Here is a 25,683-nt window from a genome sequence, read left to right as displayed (position 1 = left end):
GTAGGGTTGGACGATGGCTAAAGAACAACAAGTTCAAGCGAATGATTTGCAAGAAAAGCTAATCGCCGTTAACCGTGTTTCTAAAACGGTTAAAGGTGGTCGAATCATGAGCTTTACTGCACTAACAGTAGTTGGTGACGGTAACGGTCGCGTAGGTTTCGGTTACGGCAAAGCTCGTGAAGTACCTGCAGCGATCCAAAAAGCAATGGAAAAAGCGCGTCGTAACATGACTACGATCGCTCTAAACGAAGGTACTCTTCACCACCCAGTGAAAGGTCGCCATTCGGGCTCTAAAGTTTACATGCAGCCTGCTGCAGAAGGTACTGGTGTTATCGCAGGTGGTGCGATGCGTGCAGTACTAGAAGTTGCTGGTGTACACAACGTACTATCTAAAGCATACGGTTCTACGAACCCTATTAACATCGTTCGTGCAACGATCGATGCACTAGGTAGCATGAAGTCGCCAGAGATGGTTGCTGCTAAACGTGGTCTAACTGTTGAATCTATTTCGGAGTAAGAACACCATGGCAACTATTAAAGTAACTCAAACTAAAAGCTCAATTGGTCGCCTACCAAAGCACAAAGCGTGTCTTAAAGGTCTGGGCCTTCGTAAAATCAACCACACAGTAGAACTTGAAGATACTCCGTGCGTACGCGGTATGATCAACAAGGTTTATTACATGGTTAAAGTTGAGGAGTAATCAGAATGCGTTTGAATACTCTATCACCGGCTGCGGGCTCTAAGCCTTCTGCGAAGCGCGTAGGTCGTGGTATCGGTTCTGGCCTAGGTAAAACCGGTGGCCGTGGCCACAAAGGTCAAAAGTCACGCTCAGGCGGTAAAGTTCGCCCAGGTTTCGAAGGCGGTCAGATGCCTCTGAAACAGCGTCTACCTAAGTTCGGCTTCACTTCTCGTAAGAGCCTAGTGTCTGCTGAAGTTCGTCTAGCTGAGCTAGCGAAAGTAACAGGTGACGTAGTAGATCTAAACAGTCTTAAAGCTGCTAACATCATCACTAAGAACATCGAATTCGTTAAAGTTGTTCTTTCTGGTGAAATCAACAAAGCAGTGACTGTAAAAGGTCTACGTGTGACTAAAGGCGCTAAAGCTGCAATCGAAGCTGCAGGCGGTAAAATCGAGGAATAATCTCGAGGAACGAGGTACAGATGGCTAAGAAACCAGGACAAGATTTTCGTAGTGCTCAGAGCGGCTTAAGTGAATTAAAGTCGCGCTTGTTATTCGTAATTGGTGCACTTTTAGTATTCCGAGCAGGCTCTTTTGTGCCGATTCCTGGTATTGACGCTGCTGTACTTGCCGATTTGTTCGAACAGCAAAAAGGTACCATCGTTGAAATGTTTAACATGTTCTCCGGTGGTGCTCTTGAGCGTGCATCTATATTAGCGTTGGGCATTATGCCGTATATTTCGGCATCTATTGTTGTCCAACTGCTAACTGTAGTTCATCCAGCGTTAGCTGAACTCAAAAAAGAGGGTGAAGCAGGCCGTCGTAAGATCAGCCAATATACACGCTACGGCACGCTTGTACTTGCGACATTCCAGGCTATTGGTATTGCAACAGGCTTACCAAACATGGTCGACAATCTGGTTGTTATCAACCAAACCATGTTTACGCTAATTGCTACCGTAAGTTTAGTAACCGGCACCATGTTCCTAATGTGGTTAGGTGAACAAATTACTGAGCGTGGAATTGGTAACGGTATTTCGTTACTTATTTTTGCAGGTATTGTTGCTGGATTGCCTTCAGCAATCGGTCAAACAATCGAGCAAGCGCGTCAAGGTGAATTGCATGTACTTCTTCTGCTGTTGATTGCGGTACTAGCTTTTGCAGTTATTTACTTTGTTGTTTTCATGGAGCGTGGTCAGCGTCGTATCGTTGTAAACTACGCGAAGCGTCAACAAGGTCGTAAAGTATTTGCTGCTCAAAGCACTCACTTGCCTCTTAAAATTAATATGGCAGGTGTTATACCAGCAATCTTTGCATCAAGCATTATCCTGTTTCCAGGAACATTGGCTCAGTGGTTTGGCCAGAATGGTGAGAGCAGCGCGTTTGGTTGGTTAACTGACGTGTCCTTGGCTCTTAGCCCAGGTCAACCGTTGTATGTAATGCTTTATGCAGCAGCGATTATTTTCTTCTGTTTCTTCTACACGGCGTTGGTTTTCAACCCGCGTGAAACAGCAGATAACCTGAAGAAGTCAGGTGCATTCGTACCCGGCATCCGCCCAGGTGAGCAGACAGCTAAGTATATTGATAAAGTAATGACGCGTTTAACCCTAGCTGGTGCGCTATACATTACCTTTATCTGTCTGATTCCGGAGTTCATGATGGTCGCGTGGAACGTACGTTTCTACTTCGGCGGTACATCTCTACTTATCGTAGTTGTTGTTATCATGGACTTTATGGCACAGGTACAGACTCATATGATGTCTCAACAGTATGATTCTGTGTTGAAGAAAGCGAATCTGAAAGGTTACGGCCGTTAATTCGGCGGTAGTTTCAGTTTCAATTACGGAGTTTAGCAATGAAAGTTCGTGCTTCCGTTAAAAAAATCTGCCGTAACTGTAAAGTTATCAAGCGTAACGGTGTTGTTCGCGTGATTTGCAGTGAGCCAAAGCACAAGCAGCGCCAAGGCTAATCAGCAGAAATTTTTACTTGAAATATAAGGTAGTGTCGAGTATATTCCTCGGCCTACCTTTTGCGTGCAAAAGAAGTAGTACTCCGCAGCGTATCCGAGACGGGCTTTGCTGCGGCTAATTCTTTTATAGAACCACTTAGGAGTGAATAATGGCCCGTATAGCTGGCATTAACATTCCTGATCAGAAACATGCTGTAATCGCTCTAACAGCGATCTACGGCATCGGTAAAACTCGCTCTCAAGCTATCCTAGCTGAAGTGGGTATTGCTGAAAATGTGAAGATCAGTGAACTAACTGAAGAGCAGATCGATCAACTGCGTGATGGTGTAGCTAAGTACACTGTAGAAGGTGATCTACGTCGTGAAGTATCTATGAACATCAAGCGTCTTATGGACCTTGGCTGTTTCCGTGGTCTTCGTCATCGTCGCAGTCTACCACTACGTGGACAGCGTACTAAAACCAACGCTCGCACCCGTAAGGGTCCGCGTAAGCCGATCAAGAAATAATCGGGAAGGTAGAGTACAATGGCTAAACAACCAACTCGCGCTCGCAAGCGCGTACGCAAGCAAGTTGCAGATGGCGTTGCGCACATCCATGCATCTTTCAATAACACAATCGTAACTATCACTGACCGTCAAGGCAATGCTCTTGCATGGGCTACTGCAGGTGGTTCAGGTTTCCGTGGTTCTCGTAAGTCTACTCCGTTCGCTGCACAGGTTGCTGCTGAGCGTTGTGCTGAAATGGCTAAAGAGTACGGTCTAAAGAACTTGGAAGTTATGGTTAAGGGTCCTGGTCCAGGTCGTGAATCTACTGTTCGCGCACTGAATGCAGCTGGTTTCCGCATCACAAACATCGTTGATGCTACACCAATCCCTCATAACGGTTGTCGTCCACCTAAGAAACGTCGCGTATAACGTTTCTAGGATAATTGGAGAAAGATCATGGCAAGATATTTGGGTCCTAAGCTGAAGCTTAGCCGTCGTGAAGGCACTGACTTATTTCTTAAGTCTGGTGTTCGCGCGATCGATACCAAGTGTAAAATTGATAACGCACCAGGTGTACACGGCGCTCGTCGCGGTCGTCTATCTGAGTATGGCGTTCAGCTTCGTGAGAAGCAAAAAGTTCGTCGTATGTACGGCGTTCTAGAAAAACAATTCCGTAACTACTACAAAGAAGCAGCTCGCCTAAAAGGCAACACTGGTGAAAACCTACTTCAGCTTCTTGAAGGTCGTCTTGATAACGTAGTTTACCGCATGGGCTTTGGTGCGACTCGCGCAGAAGCACGTCAGCTAGTTAGCCACAAAGCTATCCTAGTTAACGGTAAAGTTGTAAACGTTCCTTCTTTCAAAGTTGCGGCTAACGACGTTGTTTCTATCCGCGAGAAAGCTAAACAGCAATCTCGTATTAAAGCGGCTCTAGAAGTTGCTGAACAACGCGAAAAACCAACTTGGATTGAAGTAGATGGCGGTAAGATGGAAGGTACGTTCAAGCGTATGCCTGAGCGTTCAGATCTGTCTGCTGACATCAACGAACAACTGATCGTCGAGCTTTACTCTAAGTAAGGTTTAAACTAAAGAGAGGACACAATGCAGGGTTCTGTAACAGAATTTCTTAAGCCACGTCTTGTTGACATCGAACAAGTTAGCACGACTCACGCAAAAGTAACTCTTGAGCCATTAGAGCGTGGCTTTGGTCATACTCTAGGTAATGCACTTCGCCGTATTCTTCTATCTTCTATGCCAGGTTGCGCAGTTACAGAAGTAGAGATTGAAGGCGTTCTACACGAATACAGCACTAAAGAAGGTGTTCAAGAAGATATTCTTGAAATTCTTCTAAACCTTAAAGGTTTGGCTGTACGCGTTGCCGAAGGCAAAGATGAAGTGTTTATTACACTGAACAAATCAGGCTCAGGCCCTGTGGTTGCAGGTGACATCACCCATGATGGTGATGTAGAGATCGCTAACCCAGAACACGTTATTTGTCACCTAACGGATGACAACGCTGAGATCGCAATGCGTATCAAAGTTGAACGTGGTCGTGGTTACGTTCCAGCTTCAGCTCGTATCCATACTGAAGAAGATGAGCGTCCAATTGGCCGCCTACTGGTTGACGCTACGTACAGCCCAGTAGACAAGATTGCTTACTCTGTTGAAGCAGCTCGTGTAGAGCAGCGTACAGACCTAGACAAGCTTGTTATCGACATGGAAACGAACGGTACTCTTGACCCTGAGGAAGCTATCCGTCGTGCAGCAACAATTCTTGCTGAACAATTGGATGCGTTCGTAGATCTACGTGATGTACGTGTACCTGAGGAGAAGGAGGAGAAGCCAGAATTCGATCCGATCCTACTGCGTCCTGTAGACGATCTTGAACTAACAGTTCGCTCTGCTAACTGTCTGAAAGCAGAAGCGATTCACTACATCGGTGATCTTGTACAGCGTACTGAGGTTGAGCTACTTAAAACGCCTAACCTTGGTAAAAAATCTCTTACTGAGATTAAAGACGTACTTGCATCACGTGGTCTGTCTCTGGGCATGCGCCTAGAAAACTGGCCACCAGCGTCTATCGCTGAAGATTAATCGATAATAGTTAGAAGGATTAGGTCATGCGCCATCGTAAGAGTGGTCGTCAACTCAACCGCAACAGCTCACATCGTAAAGCGATGTTCAGCAATATGGCTAGCTCTCTAGTACGTCATGAAGTTATCAAGACTACACTGCCAAAAGCAAAAGAGCTACGTCGCGTAGTTGAGCCTTTGATTACACTAGCTAAGACTGACAGCGTTGCTAACCGTCGTCTAGCATTTGCACGTACTCGTGACAACGAAGTAGTTGCAAAACTGTTTAACGAACTAGGTCCACGTTTTGCTGCTCGTCAGGGCGGTTATACACGTATCCTAAAAGCTGGCTTCCGTGCTGGTGACAAAGCTCCAATGGCTTACATTGAGCTTGTAGATCGCCCAGCTGCTGAAGAAGCTGCTGAGTAATCAGGTTCGTAAGAACGGAAAAGCCGAGCGATAGCTCGGCTTTTTTGTATCTGAATTTCAATAAAGTATTATTCTTAAAGTAAGAAATACGCATCCCACCAATAAAAATCGCCAATGTAGCGAGTTAGTACCCGATTCATCAGCGACTTTACTTAACTTCTATACAGATATCTATTTAACTGAGTTCAGCTACTTTTCTGCTTATTGCCAGATTGTACCTAGGCTACTTAGAAGGCCAGTGCTTGCACCTTGGCTTTGAAGTGTTTGTAGAATGATTGGTGCAAATGTTGAAATGAGTGATGGGTCCATTCCTAAGGCAGTAAAGCTGCTTTTAACCATGTCACTGTTCACAATCATTGAAGTTAGACCTGATTGCTGAAGAGAGCTATAACCAGGAATTAGGCCTGCTAGTTCGTTGTTCTGCGTTTGACCTAGTGAGTTTTGAGCTAGTGCTAAAAGAGAGCCAACGCCTCCCGCCGCCTGCTGAGGTGTCACATTTGTACTTTGCTGAATAGCCTGAGTAAGAACCGAAGTATCCTCGCTTTGTTGACCCCATGATTGAGCAGCAGCAAGTAACGCAGCGCCAGCAATAGAGCTGTATGAGCTACTGCCAGCATTGGTCGATGCAGTATTTTCTGAGCTTCCTGAAGTGTTTTGACAGCCCATTAAAGCTGCACTTGCAATCACTGCCAATACAAGATTTTTATTCATGGTTTCTCCGATATCTAATTATTATCAATTACGTATTATGGAATAAAAAACGGTGACGCAAAGGCCACCGTTTCATAAAGCCGAGTTGCTTACAGATTATAGAATATCTAGTAGCTCAACTTCGAATACTAGTGCTGCAAATGGAGGGATTGCTGCACCTGCGCCACGCTCACCGTATGCAAGGTCTTGTGGGATGTATAGTTTCCACTTAGAACCAACAGGCATTAGTTGAAGTGCTTCAACCCAACCTTTGATTACGCCAGTTACAGGGAACTCAGCTGGTTGACCGCGTGATACTGAGCTGTCAAATACAGTGCCATCAGTTAGCTCACCGTGGTAGTGAACGCGTACTTGCTTGTCAGAAGTTGGGATTTCACCAGTACCTTCAGTGATAACTTCATATTGTAGACCAGACTCAAGTACCGTTACTTCTGGACGTAGAGCGTTGTCTTTCAGGAATGCTTCACCATCAGCAGCTGCAGCTTTTGCTGCTTCTTGACGTACTGCTTCAGCACGTTGATGTAGTTCTTGAAGTGCTTGGTTGATTTCGTCAATTTCGATTGCTGGCATATCACCAACTAGTGCAGTCGCGATACCTGCCGCGATAGCATCAACGTTCAAACCTTCAAGACCAGAACCCGCAAGTTGCTGACCCATCTGTAGACCGATACCGTAGCTTGCTTTTTGCTCTACAGTCTCAAATTTTACTTCAGACATAGTGTCTCTCTTTAGTATGGTGTGTGAAGTGCGTAAGGATACCAGTATTAGCGGCACGATGAAATGTTCACCTCTCAATCCAGCCGTACACGCGGTATTGTGAGATTTAGATCGACTTTCACCAAATCGTTGTAAAATTTTGACTTCTTAATAACTCAGAAGCGTTAAATTTCCTATACTCATGTGCGCTTGGTTTTTATACTTGAACTGAAGCCCTCTTGGAGATGAGTTGCGATGAATCGCAGAAAGAAAAAGAAACCACAATCAGTGGACTACCTTAGCGTGTTGAAAGAGAAGTACTCTTCAATTAACTGGCCTGCCATGAAAGATCAGGTAAAGGAAAAGTGGAATCTGTTTCCTAAAATGAATCAGCGCGCCCTTATGGTTATGGTTCCAGTTGTGTTGCTTTTATTACTGATTCCTTTTCCAGAGCAACAGACTGAAACAATAGATACCGAGCCTAAACGAGTCTCTATCGATATCAATGCTAAAGGCTTGAGTGAGCAAACTTTGGCTGGTTCAGGTAACGTGGATACAACGTCAAATGAGTGGAAAGAGTACCGAGTGAAGAGTGGCGATACACTTGCTCAAGTATTTCGTAGTAGTGGTTTACCTATGTCTGATTTGAATGCTTTGGTCAAAGTTGAAGGTGCTGACAAACCGCTAAGCTACATCAAAAAAGGTCAGTTAGTCCGCTATAAGTTAAACGCCGAAGGGAAGCTTGATATTTTGCAGCTAGAGAAGAGTGACCAATCAGTCATGTTTTTCCGTTTGTCTGACGGTGGATTTGGCCGCAGTAAATAACCATTACCTTGTCGCTCTTCTTCTCAATGAATGCCATGGGATCAGTGGGGCGACAATCATGATTATACCCATGGCAGTCAGCCAATCGGGCACTTCATCAAACCACATGACACCAAATAAAGTGACAAACAGTAGCCCAGAGTTCTCTGCTACTGCAATACTCCCTGCCTGCGCTTTTTGATAAGCAGCTACTGCTAATCCGTTATACAGCAAAATCAAACTTGCGCTACCCAGAATGAAGAACAAAGCTTCTGATTGAATTGGTGCCCAGTGAAATAGTGCTAGTGCTGCGGAAATCGGGAGTGAAAGTACACTCGTCCAAAACAGCGTTGTGATGATAGATTGCTCGGCTGGAAGTTGACGCGCTGTGATGTTGAAGAGTGCTATCGTCATCGCTGTAACTAAAGCGAAAACGGCTGCCCAATGAAACTCTGATGGTCTCAAGACCACCAGCACGCCAACAAAACCAATCACAGTTGCGATCACTTTGCCAAATGGTGGTGTTTCTTTCAATAACATCGTCGACAGTGGCAACATGAGTAGTGGAGCTGCGTAGAAAATAGCATTAGCCGTCGCAAGTGGTAAGTGAGTAACTGCCACCACCATGCAACCACTGCCTAGGATAAGAATGTGGGCGCGGAAGAAATTGAGTCCCGGTTTATGCAGTTTGCGTTGCTTGCGTTTTTGTCTTAGCCAAAGCGGTAATATCACTAAAGCCGACAGTAGCTGGCGAATAAACACATATTGATAAACAGGCACACTGCCATCGAGAACTTTAACCGCCACGTCTGATAACGATGCCGCTAAATTCCCTATGACCAGCAGTAAGATCGCGAAGTATTGTGTAGACATGAATTACACGTGCTTAGATAGCTTCATATCAATATGTGGGATACCGTCTTCTAGATACATCGCCGAGGTCGTAACAAAACCATGCTGAGCATAGAATCCTGCAAGGTGTTCTTGAGCGCCTATTTCAATATCCGAAGTCGGCCATAGTTGCTCACAACCGGATAAAGCCTGCTTTAAAAGTTGATGACCTAATCCACCACCACGATGTGCTTTCTTAGTTGCGACGCGGCCAATGCTGACCGAGGGATAACTGACTCCGCGTGGAAGCAGACGAGCACAGGCAACCAGTTCATCACCTTTGTAACCTAGCAAATGGTGAACATCAGGCAGGTGGTCTTTGTTATCTAATTCAGGGTAAGGGCACTCTTGCTCAACCACAAATACGTCCACACGTAGTTTGAGTAACTGATAGAGTTTCTGCGTTGAAAGCTGATTAAAAGAAACAAGTTGCCAGTGGTTCATAATGTTCTCAAAGTGAATCCAAGTTTCTGAAAGTTATCAGTCTAAAAGACGAAAGGCATTAACAATTGTTAACTTTGTGATCGTTTTTTTATTCGGCTTAAACTTATTGGGGTGATACCTAAATACGCTGCAATTTGATAATCGTTCAAGCGTTCCCGCAAATCTGGGTAATGTTGGCAGAACAACTCGTAGCGCTGCTCAGGGCTATAAAGCAACATAAAGCGCTCTTTGTTTTCTTTATACATCAACTGGGTTTCGAGCAGTTTGAGATATACGCTGTGCTTTTGCTCACGCCAGATACGCAAGGTTTCAACTGGTAAGGCAACCAGCGTACAAGGCGTCAGTGATTCCAACAGATAAGGCGAGGCTTGTTGCTTAATCAGGCTTTCGAAGCCAATGATCCAATCGCTCTCCCAATAAAACTCTTTACTGAACTCTTTGCCTTTATCGGTTAGATAAGCTGAGTGACAAATCCCCTCCAGCAGAAAGAATATCTCTTCAGCGACTTGACCTTGATGCAACAGGCTATGACGGGTTGGGAGATCAATTAAATGCGCAGAATTGGTCAGTTGCTCAATCTCTTGAGAGTTAAAACCGTTGTCAGCGAGTTGCTGTTGAAAGCGTTCAAACATGATAGATAAAGGTTGATTGGAATGAGTGGACTGATTTTACCTCACTTTTAGCGTATGAGAGGATGAAAAAAGCCGCGGTAGGTACGCGGCTTGAGATGGTGTGATGTTGATTATTTTTGTAGGTCGATTTGGTAGACCGCAAAACCCACATCGTCTGTCGCGACACGTTTCATCGGATATTGACCTTTTTCTTCAATGAACTTGGCTGCTTTTTCGCTTGGTGATGTTTCAAAGCGAATATCCAACGCTTTGTCCGATTGAATCGGCGCAAACGACCAGTTGTTGTCTGCACTTGGTGCAAACTCGCCATTCTCGTTGCTCACGCGAGTAATGTAGGCAGCAACCACAGAGCGGTTTTCATCCGGAGAATCGAACGCAATGAAATCAGAACCTGTACCAGGGAATTTGTTGCTGTATGCCCGGTAGTTATTGGTCGCGATGATAAAATCTTGCCCCAACTCGATTGGCTTGCCTTGGTAAGTTAAACCAACGATGCGCTGAGCATCTGGGTTAACCACTTTACAGTCGCCGTCGTATTTCGCTGGCTGAGTAACGTCGATTTGGTAGGTCAAGCCATCAATCACGTCAAAGTTATAAGTACGGAAACCATCCCAGTCGATAAGGCTCTGAGGTGCCGTACTATTTGCGTCGATTTGTTTGAATTGGCCCGCGCTGCATTCCAACCATGCTTTAACTTCTTTACCTGTTACCTTCATGGCAACCAAAGTGTTTGGGTAAAGGTAAAGATCGGCTGCGTTACGGAACGTCAACTGTCCAGATTCAACTTCGGTGAAGTTTGCCGGATCATTCTTACGACCACCGGCTTTAAACGGCGCGGCTGCTGACAGAACAGGAATATCGGCTAAGTCTGGGTCGCCTTGGATAAAGCGCTCAACATAATCTTTCTGTGCTAGGTTAACGATCTGTACGGTTGGATCGTCTTGCACCAATGCCAAAAAGCTGTACATTACATCATTGGCTTTGCCGATAGGTTGGTTAACAAAATCATGGGTGCCTTTGTGGTCGGCTTCAAGCGCTTTGACGATACCCGCATCCGCTTTTGCCAGCGGTTGCTGTGCGTTTTTATCGTAAATTGGGCGAGCTTCAGTCTTTCCTTTTACAACCTGCCATTTGCCGTCTTGCTCTTTTAGTTCAAGGTCAATGACACCCACATGGCTACCCCAACGGCCAGGCATGACGGCAGCTACACCGTTGATGGTGCCGTTTTGGTTATCAACGCCAGGGATGTTATCGAATCCTTTTCCTGGGAATACGGCATGAGAGTGACCAAACGCAATCGCATCAATGCCTTCTACCTGAGATAGATAATAGGTGGAGTTTTCTGCACCTACTTTATGTGGGTCAGAGGAAACACCCGAGTGAGGGATTGCCACGATTACATTCGCGCCTTCCGCTTTCATCTTTGGTACGAGCTCTTCTGCGGTGGCTTTAATATCTTTGGCAAAGACTTTGCCCTCTAGATTCTTCTTATCCCATACCATGATTTGTGGCGGTACAAAGCCGATATAACCCACTTTGATTTGGTGTTCTTCCCCCTCTACGTCTTTAAAAGTATGGGTTTTAATAATGTAAGGCTTGAAGTAGTGCTGGCCTGTTTTTTTGTCAAAAACGTTAGCGCTTACGTACGGGAAATCGGCATCGTTAATGGTTTCAGCGAGGAACTCTAAACCGTAATTGAATTCATGGTTACCAATATTACCCACATCGTAGTTGAGCTGGTTCATCGCTTTGTAAACGGGATGGACTTCGCCTTTTTCGATGCCCTTTGCCGCCATATAGTCACCCATAGGACTGCCTTGAATCAGGTCACCGTTATCAACCAGAACACTATTTTCTACTTCTGATCGGGCTTGTTTAACTAAAGTTGCAGTTCTCGTTAAGCCAATTTTCTGGCTTGGTTTGTCTTTGTAGTAGTCGTAATCCATCACGTTAGTGTGGATGTCGGTTGTTTCGACAATACGCAGTTTGATTGTGTCTGCCATAGCTGGATTAGCCATGGTCAGCATTCCACCTAAGACTGCTAGAGAAAGAGGTTTCACTGCTAATTTCATTTTTAAGCTCCGATAGCATTAGTTAGCACTATGCTTAATGTAACAAAATGATATGAAACAACGGTGTTATCGAATTGCATTCTGTGATCTAACACCTTGGTTCTCCAGTGTTCTGCCGACAATCTCTCAAAACTTTCTGGTCTATATTCTTTCTCAGTATGTGGCCTTATCAATAAATAGTATAAAAAATGAAATTTTAGAATTTCAGGTAATATGTATTGAGCGCCATAATGCCAGCATCAACAACAAGAGGATGACATGATGGCGAGCAAGGATACGGTTTCTCAGTTTCCTCTGAGTAATTTGCACACGCAGCGTAATGCACAAACAAACTTAAATTCGATTGGTAGCAGTTTACTCGGTCAAGGTGAAGTTGCCCTTGTGGGCTCAGGACCGGGTGACGTTGAGTTACTAACGCTAAAGGCGCTACGCTTTTTACAGCAAGCAGACGTTGTGCTGTTTGATTACCTTGTCTCCGACGAAATCATGTCTCTTGTACCTAGCGATACCATCCAAGTGTGCGTGGGTAAACGCGCTGGTCACCACAGTGTTCCTCAAGAGAAAACCAACCAGTTATTGGTCGATTTTGCTAAACAAGGTCATCGCGTAGTGCGCATTAAAGGTGGCGATCCGTTCATCTTTGGTCGTGGTGGTGAAGAGCTCGAAATATTGGCTGATGCGGGTATTTCATTCCACGTTGTTCCGGGGATTACTGCGGCTGCAGGTGCGACTGCGTATGCTGGTATTCCGCTAACACACCGTGATTTTGCTCAGTCGGCGATGTTTATCACCGGGCACTTGAAAGCGGAAAGCGATCAAATGGATTGGTCGACACTGGCGCGTGGTAACCAAACCTTAGTTATCTACATGGGGTTGATGAAGTCAGAGTACATTCAAGCCCAGTTAATAGAACACGGACGTAACCCAAATACACCGATTGCCATCATTGAGCGTGGGACACAAGCAAGCCAAAAAGTGTTTAAAGGTCAGCTAGTTCAACTTGCTGAACTTGCACAAGGTGCGGAGTCACCGTCGCTGATTGTTATCGGAGAGGTCGTGTCATTGTCAGAAAAACTGGCGTGGTTCTCGACCTCACAACAGGCAGATGAGCAGCAACGCCAATTCGCCTAACACCAAATTTTGACTAGTCAGAAGCTCATTAAGAGTCGTAAAGGAAGCCCTAACATGGACCAAGAACGATTAACCCATTTGAAGCAGCTGGAAGCGGAGAGTATCCATATCATCCGTGAAGTAGCTGCTGAATTCGATAACCCAGTGATGATGTACTCCATCGGTAAGGACTCATCCGTGATGCTGCATCTTGCGCGTAAAGCATTTTACCCAGGCAAGATCCCTTTCCCGCTGCTGCACGTCGACACGGATTGGAAATTCAAAGAGATGATCGAGTTCCGTGATCGTACGGCAGAGAAATACGGCTTTGAGCTTTTGGTACATAAGAACCCAGAAGGTCTGGCGATGGGGATTAGCCCATTTGAACACGGTTCTTCAAAGCACACTGACATCATGAAAACCCAAGGCTTGAAGCAAGCGCTGAACAAATACGGTTTTGATGCTGCTTTTGGTGGCGCGCGCCGTGATGAAGAAAAATCACGTGCTAAAGAGCGTGTGTACTCGTTCCGCGATAAGAACCATACCTGGGATCCAAAGAATCAACGTCCTGAGCTTTGGCGTACGTACAACGGCCAAATCAACAAAGGCGAAAGCATCCGTGTGTTCCCACTATCTAACTGGACCGAGTTAGATATCTGGCAATACATCTACTTAGAAAATATCGAGATCGTACCGCTTTATCTTTCAGAGAAGCGTCCGGTAGTAGAGCGCGATGGCATGTTGATCATGGTCGACGACGATCGTATGAAGCTACAACCCGGCGAGAAAATTGAAGAGAAAAGCGTTCGCTTCCGTACGTTGGGTTGTTACCCACTGACCGGCGCGATCGAATCAGAAGCCAACACGCTGACAGGCATTATCGAAGAGATGCTGGTTGCGACATCGAGCGAACGTCAGGGCCGAGCGATCGACCACGATCAGTCCGGATCGATGGAGCTGAAAAAGCGTCAGGGTTACTTCTAAACAGGATCTAAGGAAAGAAAATGAATAGCGCAGTAGAAGCTCAATTAGCAGAGCTAGGTATCGAAGGTTACCTCAAACAGCACCAGTACAAGTCACTACTTAGATTCTTAACGTGTGGCTCAGTTGATGACGGCAAAAGTACCTTGATCGGTCGCTTGCTGCATGACTCGAAACAAATTTATGAAGATCAATTGGCAGCGGTTCACTCGGACAGCCAACGTGTAGGTACAACGGGTGAGCGACCAGACTTAGCCTTGCTGGTTGACGGCCTACAAGCCGAGCGTGAACAAGGGATCACGATTGATGTAGCTTACCGTTACTTCTCAACCCAGAAGCGTAAGTTCATCATCGCCGATACACCGGGACACGAGCAGTACACGCGTAATATGGCGACGGGTGCCTCGACGTGTGATCTGGCGGTGATCTTGATTGATGCGCGCAAAGGCGTGCTGGATCAAACGCGTCGTCACTCATTCATTTCCAACTTGCTGGGTCTGAAGCACTTTATCGTTGCGGTGAACAAGATGGATCTTGTCGATTATTCACAGCAGCGTTTTGAAGAGATTCGTGAAGAGTATTTAGCGTTCTCTAAGCACTTGCAAGGCGAAACCGATATTCAAATCATTCCACTGTCGGCACTGGAAGGCGACAACGTGGTCGAAGCCAGCGCCAACATGACATGGTTTGAAGGCCCGTCACTGCTTGAGCTGTTAGAAAATGTCGATGTTGACCGCGAGAAGAAAGTCGGTGAATTCCGCTTCCCGGTGCAATACGTGAACCGTCCTAACCTCGACTTCCGCGGTTTTGCGGGCACGGTTGCGGGCGGTGAAGTGAAAGTGGGCGACCGTATTAAAGCGCTCCCTTCAGGCAAAACGTCGACCGTTGCGCGCATCGTGACATTCGATGGCGATTTAGAACGCGCGCAGGCAGGCCTTGCTGTGACTCTGACTCTAGCAGACGAAATCGACATCAGCCGTGGTGACTTGATTGTGCTGGAAGAGTCAAAAGTCGAATCCAGCAACCACCTGCTCGCCGATGTGGTTTGGATGACAGAGCAACCACTGCAACCGGGTCGCGAGTATGACATCAAGATTGCGGGCAAGAAGACCGTTGGTCGTGTAGAGGCGATTCGTCACCAATACGACATCAACAACCTATCGACACACAGTGCGGTTGAGCTGCCACTGAATGGCATTGGTTTGTGTGAGTTGACATTGAACGAGTCTGTGGCATTGGACCACTACTTAGAGTGTCAAGACACAGGTGGTTTCATCATCATCGACCGTTTATCTAACGTGACTGTTGGTGCGGGCTTGGTACGTGAAAGCCTCACTCAAGTTGAAAAACAAACGGGTGATATCTCAGCCTTTGAGCTGGAGCTGAACGCTCTTGTACGTAAACACTTCCCGCATTGGGAAGCGAAAGACATCAGTCAGTTACTTAAATAAGTACTCATTACTGACAAGGAAAAGTTATGTGGCAACAAGGTTTTGTGTTGGCGTTGTTATTGGGAACAGTGACCTGTTTGCTCAGCACACGCATTAAACCAAGCTTCATTTTTGCTGGGGCGGCATTTATTGCTTTCATGGCGGGATTGATTGAAGTTGGCGACGTTGCCACTAACTTTACCAACTCTTCATTATTGACGTTGGTGCTGCTTATCGTGGCATCAGCGGCGATAGAAAAAACCATGCTGATCAGTTGGGTGAGCCGCTCGTTATCGACGGGGTGCCTAGGCACTGTTGTCGCTAAGCTGGGGCTATCGACCGCATTTTTATCTTCATTTACTAACAATACCGCTGTGGTGGTCTCGTTGATCAGTGCGATCAAACGTAACCAGCAGCACGCGCCATCCAAACTACTTATCCCACTTTCTTATGCGGCGATATTAGGTGGAACGCTGACGTTGATCGGTACCTCAACCAATTTGATCATCAATAGTTTTGTCGAAGATGCAGGGCTACCTAGTTTGGGGTTCTTTACCCCGAGCATGATCGGATTGTCGGTATTAGTGGCTGGGCTCATGATCTTGATCCCGCTGAGCTATCTATTACCGAGTTATGAAGATCATAACCAAGATGAACTCTCTTATTTCCTCGAAGCGAAAGTCGAACCGGGATCGCCATTGGTTGGACGCAGCATCAATGAGAATAATCTACGTGCTCTGCGTAAGCTGTTTTTGGCCGAGGTGGTACGCGACGGTAAAACCATTGCGCCCGTCGAACCCGATTTCGTTCTGCAAGCGCGAGACAGCTTACTGTTTTGTGGTGACGTAGAAAGTGTCGCGACGTTGCAAGATATTCAAGGGCTGACTTTATTCGGTCAACATCACCTCAACGGGCAAAGCTTTGTCGAAGTTGTGGTGAGCTCTTCCGCGAGCTTTTGTAACAAGACCCTGAAATCTAGCCACTTCCGTGACCGTTTTGACGCCGTAGTTGTGGCGATCCGACGTGGCCACGAAAGGCTGCAAGGCGGTTTGGGCAACATCACGTTAAACGCTGGTGACACCTTGGTTTTAGTGCCAGGGAAACGCTTTGAGCAAGAGCGCCGTGCGCATCGCAAAGAATTTGTGGTGGTGAATGACTTGGACTCCAGCGCGCGCTTAGATGCACGCAAATCTACGATGGTGCTGCTGGGTTTTGCCTCGGTGATCGTCTCGGCGTTGCTGGGGTGGGTACCACTTATCAAAGGCTTGTCGGTGTTTTTGCTGGTGGCAGTATTTAGCGGTATTGTTCAATTAAGCGAGCTACGCCGTCGCTTTCCTATCGATATCGTTGTCATTGTGGGCTCAGCTCTTTCTATTGCGCAGTTAATGCTTTCCTCTGGTTTATCAGAAAGCCTAGGCCAAATGTTCATGGAAAGCTTTAATGGCTGGGGTGTATTTGGTGCGTTAGTTGCGACTTATTTGCTGACGTTAGTACTTACCGAATTGGTCACCAATAATGCTGCGGCAGCGTTAGCTTTTCCACTCGGTTATAGTATGGCAATCAGCTATGGTGTGGATCCGATGCCATTCATAATGGCGATATTATTCGGTGCTAGCGCAAGTTTTATCTCTCCTTACGGATATCAGACTAATCTTTTGGTATACAGCGTAGGGAATTACAAATTGACTGACTACATTAGGGTGGGCATACCGATTTCTATTGTTTATTCGGTATTAGTGTTAGCGCTTATCCCTCAGTTTTTCCCGTTTTAAAAGGATTGAATTATGACAGCGGAAACGCCGATTAAAGACGAGAACATCGTTTGGCATCAGCACGCCATCGATAAAGAGTTCCGAGCTAAGTTAAAGCAACAAAAACCAGTCATATTGTGGTTTACGGGATTGTCTGGTGCCGGTAAATCTACCGTGGCGGGCGCGTTAGAAAATAAATTGGCTGAGCAGGGGTATCATACTTACTTGCTTGATGGTGATAACGTGCGTCACGGGTTATGCAGTGATCTGGGTTTCTCTGAGCAAGACCGCAGAGAAAATATTCGCCGTATTGGAGAACTTGCTAAGCTGATGGCGGATGCGGGGCTTATTGTTCTGTCGGCATTTATTTCTCCTCACCGAGCGGAACGTCAACTAGTGAGAGACATGGTGCCTGCAGGCGAGTTTTTAGAAGTGTACGTGAATACGTCGCTTGAAGTCTGTGAGCAGCGTGATCCAAAAGGTTTGTATAAGAAAGCACGTGCGGGCGAGATACGAAACTTCACTGGTATCGATTCAGACTACGAAGCGCCAATCAATCCAGAAATAGATTTACTTGCTGGAGACAAATCGATTGATGAGTTGGTTGAGGATTGCATCAAGGTTTTGCAGCAACGAGATATCATTGCGTAAACAATAAAAAAGCTTCCACAAAGGAAGCTTTTTACTTTTTGGATATTGGTTACTCGAAACAGATTTCAATAAAGGCGTTACCCCATTGAGATGTGAAAGGCATAATGATGATTGAGCCTTCACATTTATGACGAATAGTATGGCCTTTGCCTGAAACAACGACAGGAGTAGCCATATCAAAATCAAACCCACTTTCTGCAAGGATGCGTTTCGCGCCACCTGTCACCATATTGGTGATTTCGCCTACCATGTCTGTGACTTCATCGTTCACGCCGTTGGGTCTTTCACCAAGCATGTTGTTCATGATTTCGAGAGCGAGACTTTCGTCAAACGTTATAGACATAGAACCGCGGGTTTGCGGACCAACCATTCCTATCAGGCCAGACACATCACCACGTGCTATTTCATCTTTTTTCACACGAGGCTTCTGTGGCTTTATTTCTAATGAAGCCATCGTTTTCAGTACGTTCATTAAAGAAGCTAAAAACGGGTTTACAAATTCAGCGCGCATAATTTTCTTCTATATATTTATTTCGCTATTCAGAACGACAGTTTCTACAAACCCCGTGTGTTTCTAGGACGTGATTGGTGATTGTAAATCCATGTTTTTCTGCATTTTCAACTAATAAGGCTACCAAACTATCATCTTGTAGTTCAATAACGTTACTGCATTTATCACATATCAAAAGATGCGAGTAATGTTGATGAGCGTTACAGGAGCAGCATTGAATGTAGCTGTTGGTTGACTCTACACGGTGTATGAAGCCTTGATCCAGTAAGAAATCTAATGCTCTATAAACAGTAGGAGGTTTGGCCTGAGGCTCTACTTTTTGTAACTGCTCTAAAAGCTCGTAAGCGCTAGACGCTTTTGGGCTAGTGCAAATAAGTTCGAAAACTCTTTTTCTTTGCGTTGTTAACCGTACTCCGCGAGAGGCACATATTTCTTCAATTTGTTTGACTAACTGCTGGTCCAAACTTTTCACCATTACTCATGGACGTTGTTAACAATATATCATTGATTAGCTGCAAACGTCGTCTAACTGTCTAATTTTGATGGTTTCATCAATGCTTTTACTTAAACCCAGACTGAAAAGGTCATGTGTGGCAATAAAGGTGCGGCATTAATCTGATTGATAACCAAAACAAAAAATACGTCTTAAATGAAAATATCTCGATAAGTCGTGATGTTCTGTAAATGATCTTCCCCTGTAGTGTATAATACGCGATTAATTTTTAAAATTGCAGTAAAGGTAGACTTGTCGCGTTAAGAGACATTCAACATCTACAACCCTGCAATCAGACTTCACCAAATAGACTTTATGAGGATCACTCAGTGTCTAACACCGATGTAAAAAACGACTTTGCCTTACAGCGCTTTTCTATCGCTCCAATGTTGGATTGGACAGACCGCCATTGCCGCTACTTCCATCGCCTGCTGACGAGTGAAACTTTGCTGTATACGGAAATGGTCACTACTGGTGCGATTATTCACGGCAAAGGGGATTTTCTGGCGTATAACGAAGAAGAACACCCAGTCGCGCTACAGCTTGGTGGATCGAACCCTCAAGATTTAGCGACTTGCGCCAAGCTAGCGGCAGAACGTGGATATGATGAAATCAACCTTAACGTTGGTTGTCCATCTGACCGAGTGCAGAATGGTCGTTTTGGTGCTTGTTTGATGGCAGAGCCTCAGCTTGTTGCAGATTGCATTGCAGCAATGAAAGAGGTTGTAGACGTGCCGGTGACAGTGAAAACGCGTATCGGTATCGATGACCAAGACTCGTACGAGTTCTTAACGGACTTCGTTTCTATCGTGTCAGAGAAAGGTGGCAGTGAACAGTTCACTATTCATGCCCGTAAAGCGTGGCTATCCGGTCTGAGCCCGAAAGAAAACCGTGAAATACCACCGTTGGATTACCCGCGCGCTTACCAGTTGAAGAATGATTTCCCGCATCTGACGATTGCGGTGAATGGTGGGGTTAAAACTTTGGAAGAGACCAAAGAGCATCTCAAGCACCTAGATGGTGTGATGGTTGGGCGTGAGGCATACCAAAACCCATACATCCTTGCTGAAGTGGATCAACAGATCTTCGGTTTGGACAAGCCGATCAAAAAGCGTACTCAAGTTGTGCAAGAGATGTATCCGTACATCGAACAACAGTTGGCGAACGGGGCATACCTTGGCCATATTACGCGTCATATGCTGGGTTTATTTCAAAACATGCCGGGCGCTCGCCAGTGGCGTCGTTATATCAGCGAAAACGCGCATAAACCGGGTGCTGGTATTGAAGTGGTTGAAGCAGCGTTAGCTAAAATACCGAAAGAGTTGGATGTGTAAAAATCACCAATTGCACTGGTTAAAAATACCAACTTCAGATTATTTAAGGCACTCACTTTGAGTGCCTTTCATTTTATCTATTATTAATCAATGATTTATTTTTAGTCAAAATGTTGGCATGCATCCTGATAGGTTAACTTAAACAAAGGAGATGCGTATGTTTGAGTTAATCTTTATTCTGGTATTTACCGCTACCCTGTTAGTGACAGGTGTAACTATGCTTACTGTATTTGCTGCGGTGGCATTTTCTATTGTTGTGATGGTATTACTTGGAATGTTGGGGGCGGTACTTAAGCTTCTTCCATGGCTAATCGTTATCGCTATAGGTATTTGGTTCTTTAAGTCCCATGTCGCCCAATCAAGGTAAATGGCTATGTGATTTATAGGTGTTCAGGCTGAGCGTTGCCTTAAGATGGCTTCACGTTGTCATTCATTCGTCTGCGATACCGACAAAATAGGGCCGCTGACTTCTGCTTTAGAACAACGCGCATTTATTAAAACGTCACTAAATATAGTGGCGTTTTTTTATACCCTTTAATTATATCTACAATATTTCTTTAGCACTTTTTTATGTTTGACCCATCCTTAATAGGGAGTTTTACATCTGCCAGAGAAAGGAATCTCATGACGATCACTGAGCTAAGAAACTTATTTAGAGAAAAGCAGCTAGTTGAAGCCATTATTGAGCCATCTGCCGAGGAAGGGACATGGATAGTGGAATTTCGCCATGCACGCGGCGGGTTTGTGCTATTGACCGATTCTCATGGTGAAGAATGCCATTATATAGACTTGGATCTGGCGTCTAAGTCCGCGATGGCAGTGGGTTTTAAACAAGTTCGAATCGAGGCCAAATAGTTTCAACTGGGCTTACTCTATTTTTTACTTCCAAAAAGTTATAAAACATTCACTTCTATTCTTTCTTGTTATTAAAAAGAGTGGTTAATCTATGCTCACGCAATGAATAGGGATGTCGTGACCATGTCTTTAAACAAGAATGTTCCCTCTCAAGGAAACACATCACAAGAATTACCGTCAATTGCTGCTCCTCTAAACGATCAGCAGCTTGGCTCATTACAACAAACGGTAGCAGGTCTATCGACACAACAGCTCGCTTGGGTGAGTGGTTATTTCTGGGGTTTAGCACAGTCTCAACCTCAGACAGCTTCGGCGTCTGCTCCACTAACGCAAGCAGCCGTTGCGGTTGCTGCTAAACCAGCGGGTAAGTTGACGATTATTTTCGCTTCTCAAACGGGGAATGCGAAGGGTGTCGCTGAATCACTTGAGCAAGAAGCAAAGTCGCAAGGTATCGACGTTGCGCTGTTTGACGCTAGTGACTACAAAGGAAAGAACCTTTCGAAAGAGACCCACGTGATTATTGTGGCGTCGACTAACGGTGAAGGTGAAGCACCAGATAACGCTATTGAGCTCCATGAGTTCTTGCAATCGAAGAAAGCACCTAAGCTGCCAAACCTGAAATACGGTGTGATTGGCTTGGGTGATTCAAGCTATGAGTTCTTCTGCCAAACAGGTAAAGACTTTGACGCTTATTTATCTAAGCTCGGTGCAACGTCATTTATTGATCGCGTTGATTGCGACGTTGACTACGAAGCACCTGCGTCGGATTGGAAAGCGAAAGCCCTAGACAAAGTGAAAGACGACCTAGCGGCTGGTCCACAGGCTGAAGTCGTGCAACTACCTGTTGGACAGGCGTCGGGACATTCTCAATACAACAAACAAAATCCATATACAGCAACGTTGTTAGCAAGCCAAAAGATCACGGGTCGTGATTCAGGCAAAGATGTTCGTCATGTGGAAATTGATCTTGAAGGTTCAGGCTTAACTTATCAGCCGGGCGATGCTTTGGGAGTGTGGTTTGAGAATAGCTCTGAGCTTGCGAATGCAATTTTAAGTAAAGTGGGCTTATCTGGTGTTGAAAGCGTTGATGTTGATGGCGAAAGTCTCTCTATTCATAGCGCTTTGGTAAGCAAGTATGAGATCACTGCATCCAATCCACAATTTGTAACCAAGTTCGCTGAGCTATCTGGAAGCAAAAAGCTACAAAAGCTGGTGGAAGATAAAGACAAGCTACGCGAGTACTCAGCCAATACTCAAGTTGTTGACGTATTAGCAGAGAAGAAAACCAAGCTGTCTGCGGAAGAGCTGGTTGGTTTACTGCGCCGTTTGACTCCTCGTTTGTACTCTATTGCATCGAGCCAAACAGAAGTAGATGAAGAAGTGCACCTTACCGTTGGCTTGGTTGAGTTCGACAAAGACGACGAAAAACGCTTAGGTGGAGCATCGAGCTTCCTGACTCAGCGTTTAGAAGAAGGCGGAGAAGTGAAGGTGTTCGTAGAGAACAACAATAACTTCAAACTTCCTCAAGATGATAACACTCCAATCATCATGATTGGCCCAGGTACTGGTATTGCACCATTCCGTAGCTTCATCCAAGAGCGTGATAACCGCGATGCTGAGGGCAAGAACTGGTTGTTCTTCGGTGACCGTACGTTTACCCAAGACTTCTTGTATCAGGTTGAATGGCAGAAGTACTTAAAGTCGGGCTTATTGAACCGTCTAGATGTGGCTTTTAGTCGTGACCAAGTTGAAAAAGTTTACGTACAGCACCGCATATTAGAAAACGCGGCTCAAGTATGGCAGTGGATTCAAGACGGCGCTTACATCTACGTATGTGGTGATGCGACTCGCATGGCTAAAGATGTTCATGACGCGCTGGTTATTGTCGCAGAGCAAGAAGGCAAAATGCCACGTGATGATGCTGAACAATTTATTAATGACTTACGTAAAGCAAAACGTTATCAGAGGGATGTGTACTAATGACTTTTTCTACTGAAAATAATAAGCAGGTTGTATTAGACGAAGAGCTAGGACCACTTTCTGATAACGAACGCCTAAAAAGAGAAAGTAACTTTTTGCGCGGTACGATCGAGCAAGATCTAGAAGACCGTATTACTGGTGGCTTTACGGCGGATAACTTCCAGCTGATCCGTTTCCACGGTATGTATCAGCAGGATGACCGAGATATCCGTAACGAGCGTGCAAAGCAAAAGCTAGAGCCACTACATAACGTGATGTTACGTGCTCGTATGCCAGGTGGGATTATCAATCCTACTCAATGGTTGGCGATTGATAAATTCGCGACGGAGCACTCTCTGTATGGAAGTATTCGTTTAACTACTCGTCAAACGTTTCAGTTCCACGGTGTGTTAAAACCAAACATCAAGTTGATGCACCAAACGCTAAACAGTATTGGTATTGACTCAATCGCGACAGCGGGTGATGTGAACCGTAACGTGTTGTGTACTACTAACCCAGTGGAGTCGGAGCTACACCAGGAAGCTTACGAGTGGGCGAAGAAGATCAGTGAGCATCTTTTACCTAAAACTCGCGCTTATGCTGAAATCTGGTTGGATGGTGAAAAAGTCGAAACAACTGACGAAGAACCAATTCTTGGTAGTAACTACCTACCTCGTAAATTCAAAACCACAGTAGTGATTCCGCCGCAAAATGATGTCGACGTTCACGCGAACGACCTCAACTTCGTTGCAATCGCGGAAAGCGGCAAGCTGGTGGGTTTCAATGTATTGGTTGGTGGCGGTCTAGCAATGACGCACGGTGATACAGCTACTTACCCACGTCGCGCAGACGACTTTGGTTTTATCCCACTTGAGAAAACGCTCGATGTGGCTGCTGCGGTAGTGACGACTCAGCGAGACTGGGGTAATCGATCAAACCGTAAGAACGCAAAAACCAAATATACACTCGACCGTGTAGGTACTGATGTTTTTAAAGCAGAAGTTGAAAAGCGTGCAGGTGTGACATTTGGTGAAAGTCGCCCGTATGAATTTACCGAACGTGGTGACCGCATCGGTTGGGTGGAAGGTATTGATGGAAAACATCACTTAACACTATTTATTGAGAATGGACGTCTACTGGACTATCCGGGCAAGCCTCTTAAAACTGGTGTTGCAGAAATTGCTAAAATCCACAAAGGCGATTTCCGAATGACCGCGAACCAGAACTTAATTGTAGCGGGCGTGGCGAAGAGCCAGAAAGCGAAGATAGAAAAGATCGCTGTTGAACATGGTTTGATGGACGCTTCGGTGAGTGAGCAACGTAAGAACTCAATGGCATGTGTGGCATTCCCAACGTGTCCACTGGCGATGGCTGAAGCAGAACGTTTCTTACCTGAGTTTGTTACCGATGTTGAATCTATCCTAGAAAAACATGGCTTGCCGAAAGAAGACAATATTATCTTGCGTGTTACAGGCTGTCCAAACGGTTGTGGCCGAGCTATGTTGGCTGAAATCGGTCTGGTCGGTAAAGCACCGGGACGTTATAACCTGCACTTGGGTGGTAACCGTGGTGGTACGCGTATTCCTAAGATGTATAAAGAGAACATCACTGACAAACAGATTTTGGAAGAGATTGATCAGCTCGTTGGGCGCTGGGCGAAAGAGCGTGAGGAAGGTGAGTGCTTCGGTGATTTCACAATCCGAGCTGGGATCATAGAAGAGGTATTCGTATCTAAGAGGGATTTCTATGCTTGATTCTGTAGCTTCAAAACTGGAGCTGGCAGAACTACTCAAACTCACCAAGACGGAGCAAATCCTCCGTCTTGCAGAAATAAACGTGAAGCTTGAGCAGTTGTCAGCACAAGAGCGAGTAGCTTGGGCTCTTGAAAACCTGCAAGGTGAACACGTTGTATCGTCTAGCTTTGGAATTCAAGCTGCCGTTATGCTCCACTTGGTGACTCAGCAAAGGCCTGATACTCCGATCATATTGACTGATACAGGTTATCTATTCCCAGAAACATACCGCTTTATTGACCTTTTGTGTGAAAAGCTAACGCTAAACCTAAAAGTCTACAAAGCAAAAGAAAGTTCGAATTGGCAGGAGGCTCGTTACGGACAACTTTGGGAACAAGGAGTAGAGGGCATAGAGAAATACAATAAGCTCAATAAAGTTGAGCCGATGCGTAGAGCTCTAAATGAACTTAATGTTGGGACTTGGTTTTCCGGTTTACGCCGAGAGCAATCTCGAACACGCGCTGGGCTGCCGATCTTGTCTATCCAAAACGGCGTCTTTAAGTTCTTACCGGTAATCGATTGGACTAATAAAGATATCCACTATTACTTGGAAGAGAATGACCTGCCTTATCATCCTTTACGAGATGAAGGTTATCTTTCGGTAGGTGATACCCACACAACAAGAAAGTGGGAGCCTGGAATGTCGGAAGAGGAAACGCGTTTTTTTGGTCTAAAGCGAGAATGTGGATTACATGAAGAAGATAACGAACAAGATGGTTCGGGAATCTAAAGTAATCTTTTCAGCTATAGCAGAGTGAATAAAGTTTAAAGGTCGCAATTGCGACCTTTTTCTTTGATTGAAAATTGAACGAATGTGGATAAGTCTGTGTGTATTATGTTTGTTATATAGGGGTAAAGTTTGATAAATAAGGCTTAGGGTGAAAATTAGACGTTTAGCCGTTATTTTTGCATTTTTTTCAAAATAACTCTT

Annotated in this window: 30 protein-coding genes; 22 read left to right on the top strand and 8 right to left on the bottom strand. The window is 45.3% G+C overall.

Annotation, left to right across the window (positions count from 1 at the left end):
• The first annotated feature begins 13 nt into the window (after positions 1 to 13).
• The 10 genes from rpsE (at position 14) to rplQ (ending at position 5,634) form a co-directional block, all read left to right on the top strand.
• Positions 14 to 517 (top strand): 30S ribosomal protein S5, encoded by a 504-nt coding sequence (rpsE, locus tag NP165_RS11925; protein WP_004745894.1) that lies wholly within the window; start codon positions 14 to 16, stop codon positions 515 to 517.
• 7 nt (positions 518 to 524) lie between these two features.
• The gene (gene rpmD / locus NP165_RS11920) at positions 525 to 701 is read left to right on the top strand and encodes a 50S ribosomal protein L30 (RefSeq protein WP_004410429.1); all 177 of its coding nucleotides are present in this window, start codon (positions 525 to 527) and stop codon (positions 699 to 701) included.
• Between the two features lie 5 nt (positions 702 to 706).
• Positions 707 to 1,141, top strand: coding sequence for a 50S ribosomal protein L15 (gene rplO, locus NP165_RS11915; RefSeq protein ID WP_257084143.1), 435 nt, complete (start codon positions 707 to 709; stop codon positions 1,139 to 1,141).
• 20 nt (positions 1,142 to 1,161) lie between these two features.
• Complete coding sequence (secY, locus tag NP165_RS11910; RefSeq protein ID WP_008072356.1) at positions 1,162 to 2,496, top strand: preprotein translocase subunit SecY; 1,335 nt, start codon at positions 1,162 to 1,164, stop codon at positions 2,494 to 2,496.
• Positions 2,497 to 2,534: 38 nt separating this feature from the next.
• A complete protein-coding gene (gene rpmJ, locus NP165_RS11905; protein ID WP_000868186.1) occupies positions 2,535 to 2,648 on the top strand; it encodes a 50S ribosomal protein L36 in 114 nt (37 codons plus the stop codon).
• A gap of 149 nt (positions 2,649 to 2,797) precedes the next feature.
• Positions 2,798 to 3,154 (top strand): 30S ribosomal protein S13, encoded by a 357-nt coding sequence (gene rpsM, locus NP165_RS11900; RefSeq protein ID WP_250611005.1) that lies wholly within the window; start codon positions 2,798 to 2,800, stop codon positions 3,152 to 3,154.
• Between the two features lie 18 nt (positions 3,155 to 3,172).
• Positions 3,173 to 3,562 (top strand): 30S ribosomal protein S11, encoded by a 390-nt coding sequence (gene rpsK / locus NP165_RS11895; protein WP_001118870.1) that lies wholly within the window; start codon positions 3,173 to 3,175, stop codon positions 3,560 to 3,562.
• Positions 3,563 to 3,589: 27 nt separating this feature from the next.
• Positions 3,590 to 4,210, top strand: a complete 621-nt coding sequence (gene rpsD, locus NP165_RS11890; protein ID WP_014230671.1) for a 30S ribosomal protein S4 — start codon at positions 3,590 to 3,592, stop codon at positions 4,208 to 4,210.
• Positions 4,211 to 4,234: 24 nt separating this feature from the next.
• On the top strand, positions 4,235 to 5,227 hold the full coding sequence (locus tag NP165_RS11885; protein ID WP_004410407.1) for a DNA-directed RNA polymerase subunit alpha: 993 nt from the start codon (positions 4,235 to 4,237) through the stop codon (positions 5,225 to 5,227).
• A gap of 26 nt (positions 5,228 to 5,253) precedes the next feature.
• Entirely contained in the window at positions 5,254 to 5,634 is a 381-nt protein-coding gene (rplQ, locus tag NP165_RS11880; protein WP_005383141.1) for a 50S ribosomal protein L17, read from the top strand.
• Between the two features lie 201 nt (positions 5,635 to 5,835).
• On the opposite strand, the gene NP165_RS11875 is transcribed toward rplQ, so the two are convergent.
• Positions 5,836 to 6,345: a DUF2780 domain-containing protein gene (locus NP165_RS11875; RefSeq protein WP_257084142.1), complete on the bottom strand. Its 510-nt coding sequence runs from the start codon at positions 6,343 to 6,345 to the stop codon at positions 5,836 to 5,838.
• A gap of 96 nt (positions 6,346 to 6,441) precedes the next feature.
• The gene (gene bamJ / locus NP165_RS11870) at positions 6,442 to 7,062 is read right to left on the bottom strand and encodes a BamJ family beta-barrel-assembly machinery protein (protein ID WP_257084141.1); all 621 of its coding nucleotides are present in this window, start codon (positions 7,060 to 7,062) and stop codon (positions 6,442 to 6,444) included.
• A 234-nt stretch (positions 7,063 to 7,296) separates the two neighbouring features.
• Here bamJ and NP165_RS11865 point away from each other — a divergent pair, with 234 nt between their 5' ends.
• Positions 7,297 to 7,866 carry a LysM-like peptidoglycan-binding domain-containing protein gene (locus NP165_RS11865; RefSeq protein WP_257084140.1) on the top strand — a complete coding sequence of 190 codons (570 nt, stop codon included), beginning with the start codon at positions 7,297 to 7,299 and terminating at the stop codon, positions 7,864 to 7,866.
• A gap of 3 nt (positions 7,867 to 7,869) precedes the next feature.
• On the opposite strand, the gene NP165_RS11860 is transcribed toward NP165_RS11865, so the two are convergent.
• From NP165_RS11860 to cpdB, 4 genes are all read right to left on the bottom strand, one after another.
• Complete coding sequence (locus NP165_RS11860) at positions 7,870 to 8,718, bottom strand: DMT family transporter (protein WP_257084139.1); 849 nt, start codon at positions 8,716 to 8,718, stop codon at positions 7,870 to 7,872.
• Between the two features lie 3 nt (positions 8,719 to 8,721).
• Positions 8,722 to 9,180, bottom strand: coding sequence for a GNAT family N-acetyltransferase (locus tag NP165_RS11855; protein ID WP_257084138.1), 459 nt, complete (start codon positions 9,178 to 9,180; stop codon positions 8,722 to 8,724).
• A gap of 68 nt (positions 9,181 to 9,248) precedes the next feature.
• Entirely contained in the window at positions 9,249 to 9,812 is a 564-nt protein-coding gene (locus NP165_RS11850) for a Crp/Fnr family transcriptional regulator (protein WP_257084137.1), read from the bottom strand.
• 110 nt (positions 9,813 to 9,922) lie between these two features.
• A complete protein-coding gene (gene cpdB / locus NP165_RS11845; RefSeq protein WP_257084136.1) occupies positions 9,923 to 11,884 on the bottom strand; it encodes a 2',3'-cyclic-nucleotide 2'-phosphodiesterase in 1,962 nt (653 codons plus the stop codon).
• 261 nt (positions 11,885 to 12,145) lie between these two features.
• On the opposite strand from cpdB, the gene cobA reads away from it, so the two are divergent.
• From cobA to cysC, 5 genes are read left to right on the top strand one after another with little or no spacing between them, the layout of a single operon-like run.
• Complete coding sequence (gene cobA, locus NP165_RS11840) at positions 12,146 to 13,015, top strand: uroporphyrinogen-III C-methyltransferase (RefSeq protein WP_257085594.1); 870 nt, start codon at positions 12,146 to 12,148, stop codon at positions 13,013 to 13,015.
• 27 nt (positions 13,016 to 13,042) lie between these two features.
• Positions 13,043 to 13,978, top strand: coding sequence for a sulfate adenylyltransferase subunit CysD (gene cysD / locus NP165_RS11835; protein WP_503169891.1), 936 nt, complete (start codon positions 13,043 to 13,045; stop codon positions 13,976 to 13,978).
• Positions 13,979 to 13,998: 20 nt separating this feature from the next.
• Positions 13,999 to 15,426, top strand: coding sequence for a sulfate adenylyltransferase subunit CysN (gene cysN, locus NP165_RS11830; RefSeq protein ID WP_257084134.1), 1,428 nt, complete (start codon positions 13,999 to 14,001; stop codon positions 15,424 to 15,426).
• Positions 15,427 to 15,452: 26 nt separating this feature from the next.
• Positions 15,453 to 17,177 carry an SLC13 family permease gene (locus NP165_RS11825; RefSeq protein WP_257084133.1) on the top strand — a complete coding sequence of 575 codons (1,725 nt, stop codon included), beginning with the start codon at positions 15,453 to 15,455 and terminating at the stop codon, positions 17,175 to 17,177.
• A 12-nt stretch (positions 17,178 to 17,189) separates the two neighbouring features.
• Positions 17,190 to 17,807: an adenylyl-sulfate kinase gene (gene cysC, locus NP165_RS11820; protein ID WP_257084132.1), complete on the top strand. Its 618-nt coding sequence runs from the start codon at positions 17,190 to 17,192 to the stop codon at positions 17,805 to 17,807.
• Positions 17,808 to 17,856: 49 nt separating this feature from the next.
• Here the strand turns inward: cysC and NP165_RS11815 are convergent, their stop codons facing one another.
• Positions 17,857 to 18,318 (bottom strand): chemotaxis protein CheX, encoded by a 462-nt coding sequence (locus tag NP165_RS11815; protein ID WP_257084131.1) that lies wholly within the window; start codon positions 18,316 to 18,318, stop codon positions 17,857 to 17,859.
• Between the two features lie 25 nt (positions 18,319 to 18,343).
• The gene (gene zur, locus NP165_RS11810; protein ID WP_257084130.1) at positions 18,344 to 18,793 is read right to left on the bottom strand and encodes a zinc uptake transcriptional repressor Zur; all 450 of its coding nucleotides are present in this window, start codon (positions 18,791 to 18,793) and stop codon (positions 18,344 to 18,346) included.
• A gap of 347 nt (positions 18,794 to 19,140) precedes the next feature.
• On the opposite strand from zur, the gene dusA reads away from it, so the two are divergent.
• From dusA to NP165_RS11780, 6 genes are all read left to right on the top strand, one after another.
• The gene (gene dusA, locus NP165_RS11805) at positions 19,141 to 20,145 is read left to right on the top strand and encodes a tRNA dihydrouridine(20/20a) synthase DusA (protein WP_503169882.1); all 1,005 of its coding nucleotides are present in this window, start codon (positions 19,141 to 19,143) and stop codon (positions 20,143 to 20,145) included.
• 157 nt (positions 20,146 to 20,302) lie between these two features.
• Positions 20,303 to 20,512: an envelope stress response protein PspG gene (gene pspG, locus NP165_RS11800; protein WP_257084129.1), complete on the top strand. Its 210-nt coding sequence runs from the start codon at positions 20,303 to 20,305 to the stop codon at positions 20,510 to 20,512.
• Positions 20,513 to 20,769: 257 nt separating this feature from the next.
• Positions 20,770 to 21,000 (top strand): hypothetical protein, encoded by a 231-nt coding sequence (locus tag NP165_RS11795; protein WP_257084128.1) that lies wholly within the window; start codon positions 20,770 to 20,772, stop codon positions 20,998 to 21,000.
• 123 nt (positions 21,001 to 21,123) lie between these two features.
• Complete coding sequence (locus tag NP165_RS11790; protein WP_257084127.1) at positions 21,124 to 22,980, top strand: assimilatory sulfite reductase (NADPH) flavoprotein subunit; 1,857 nt, start codon at positions 21,124 to 21,126, stop codon at positions 22,978 to 22,980.
• A complete protein-coding gene (gene cysI, locus NP165_RS11785) occupies positions 22,980 to 24,713 on the top strand; it encodes an assimilatory sulfite reductase (NADPH) hemoprotein subunit (RefSeq protein ID WP_257084126.1) in 1,734 nt (577 codons plus the stop codon). The genes NP165_RS11790 and cysI overlap by 1 nt, the downstream gene beginning before the upstream one ends.
• Positions 24,706 to 25,482 carry a phosphoadenylyl-sulfate reductase gene (locus NP165_RS11780; RefSeq protein WP_257084125.1) on the top strand — a complete coding sequence of 259 codons (777 nt, stop codon included), beginning with the start codon at positions 24,706 to 24,708 and terminating at the stop codon, positions 25,480 to 25,482. The genes cysI and NP165_RS11780 overlap by 8 nt, the downstream gene beginning before the upstream one ends.
• The last annotated feature ends 201 nt before the right edge of the window (positions 25,483 to 25,683 follow it).

Source organism: Vibrio japonicus (assembly GCF_024582835.1).
Taxonomy (GTDB): domain Bacteria; phylum Pseudomonadota; class Gammaproteobacteria; order Enterobacterales; family Vibrionaceae; genus Vibrio; species Vibrio japonicus.
The sequence above is the reverse complement of the archived record's forward strand: the minus strand, read 5'-3'. Positions and strand labels throughout refer to the sequence as shown.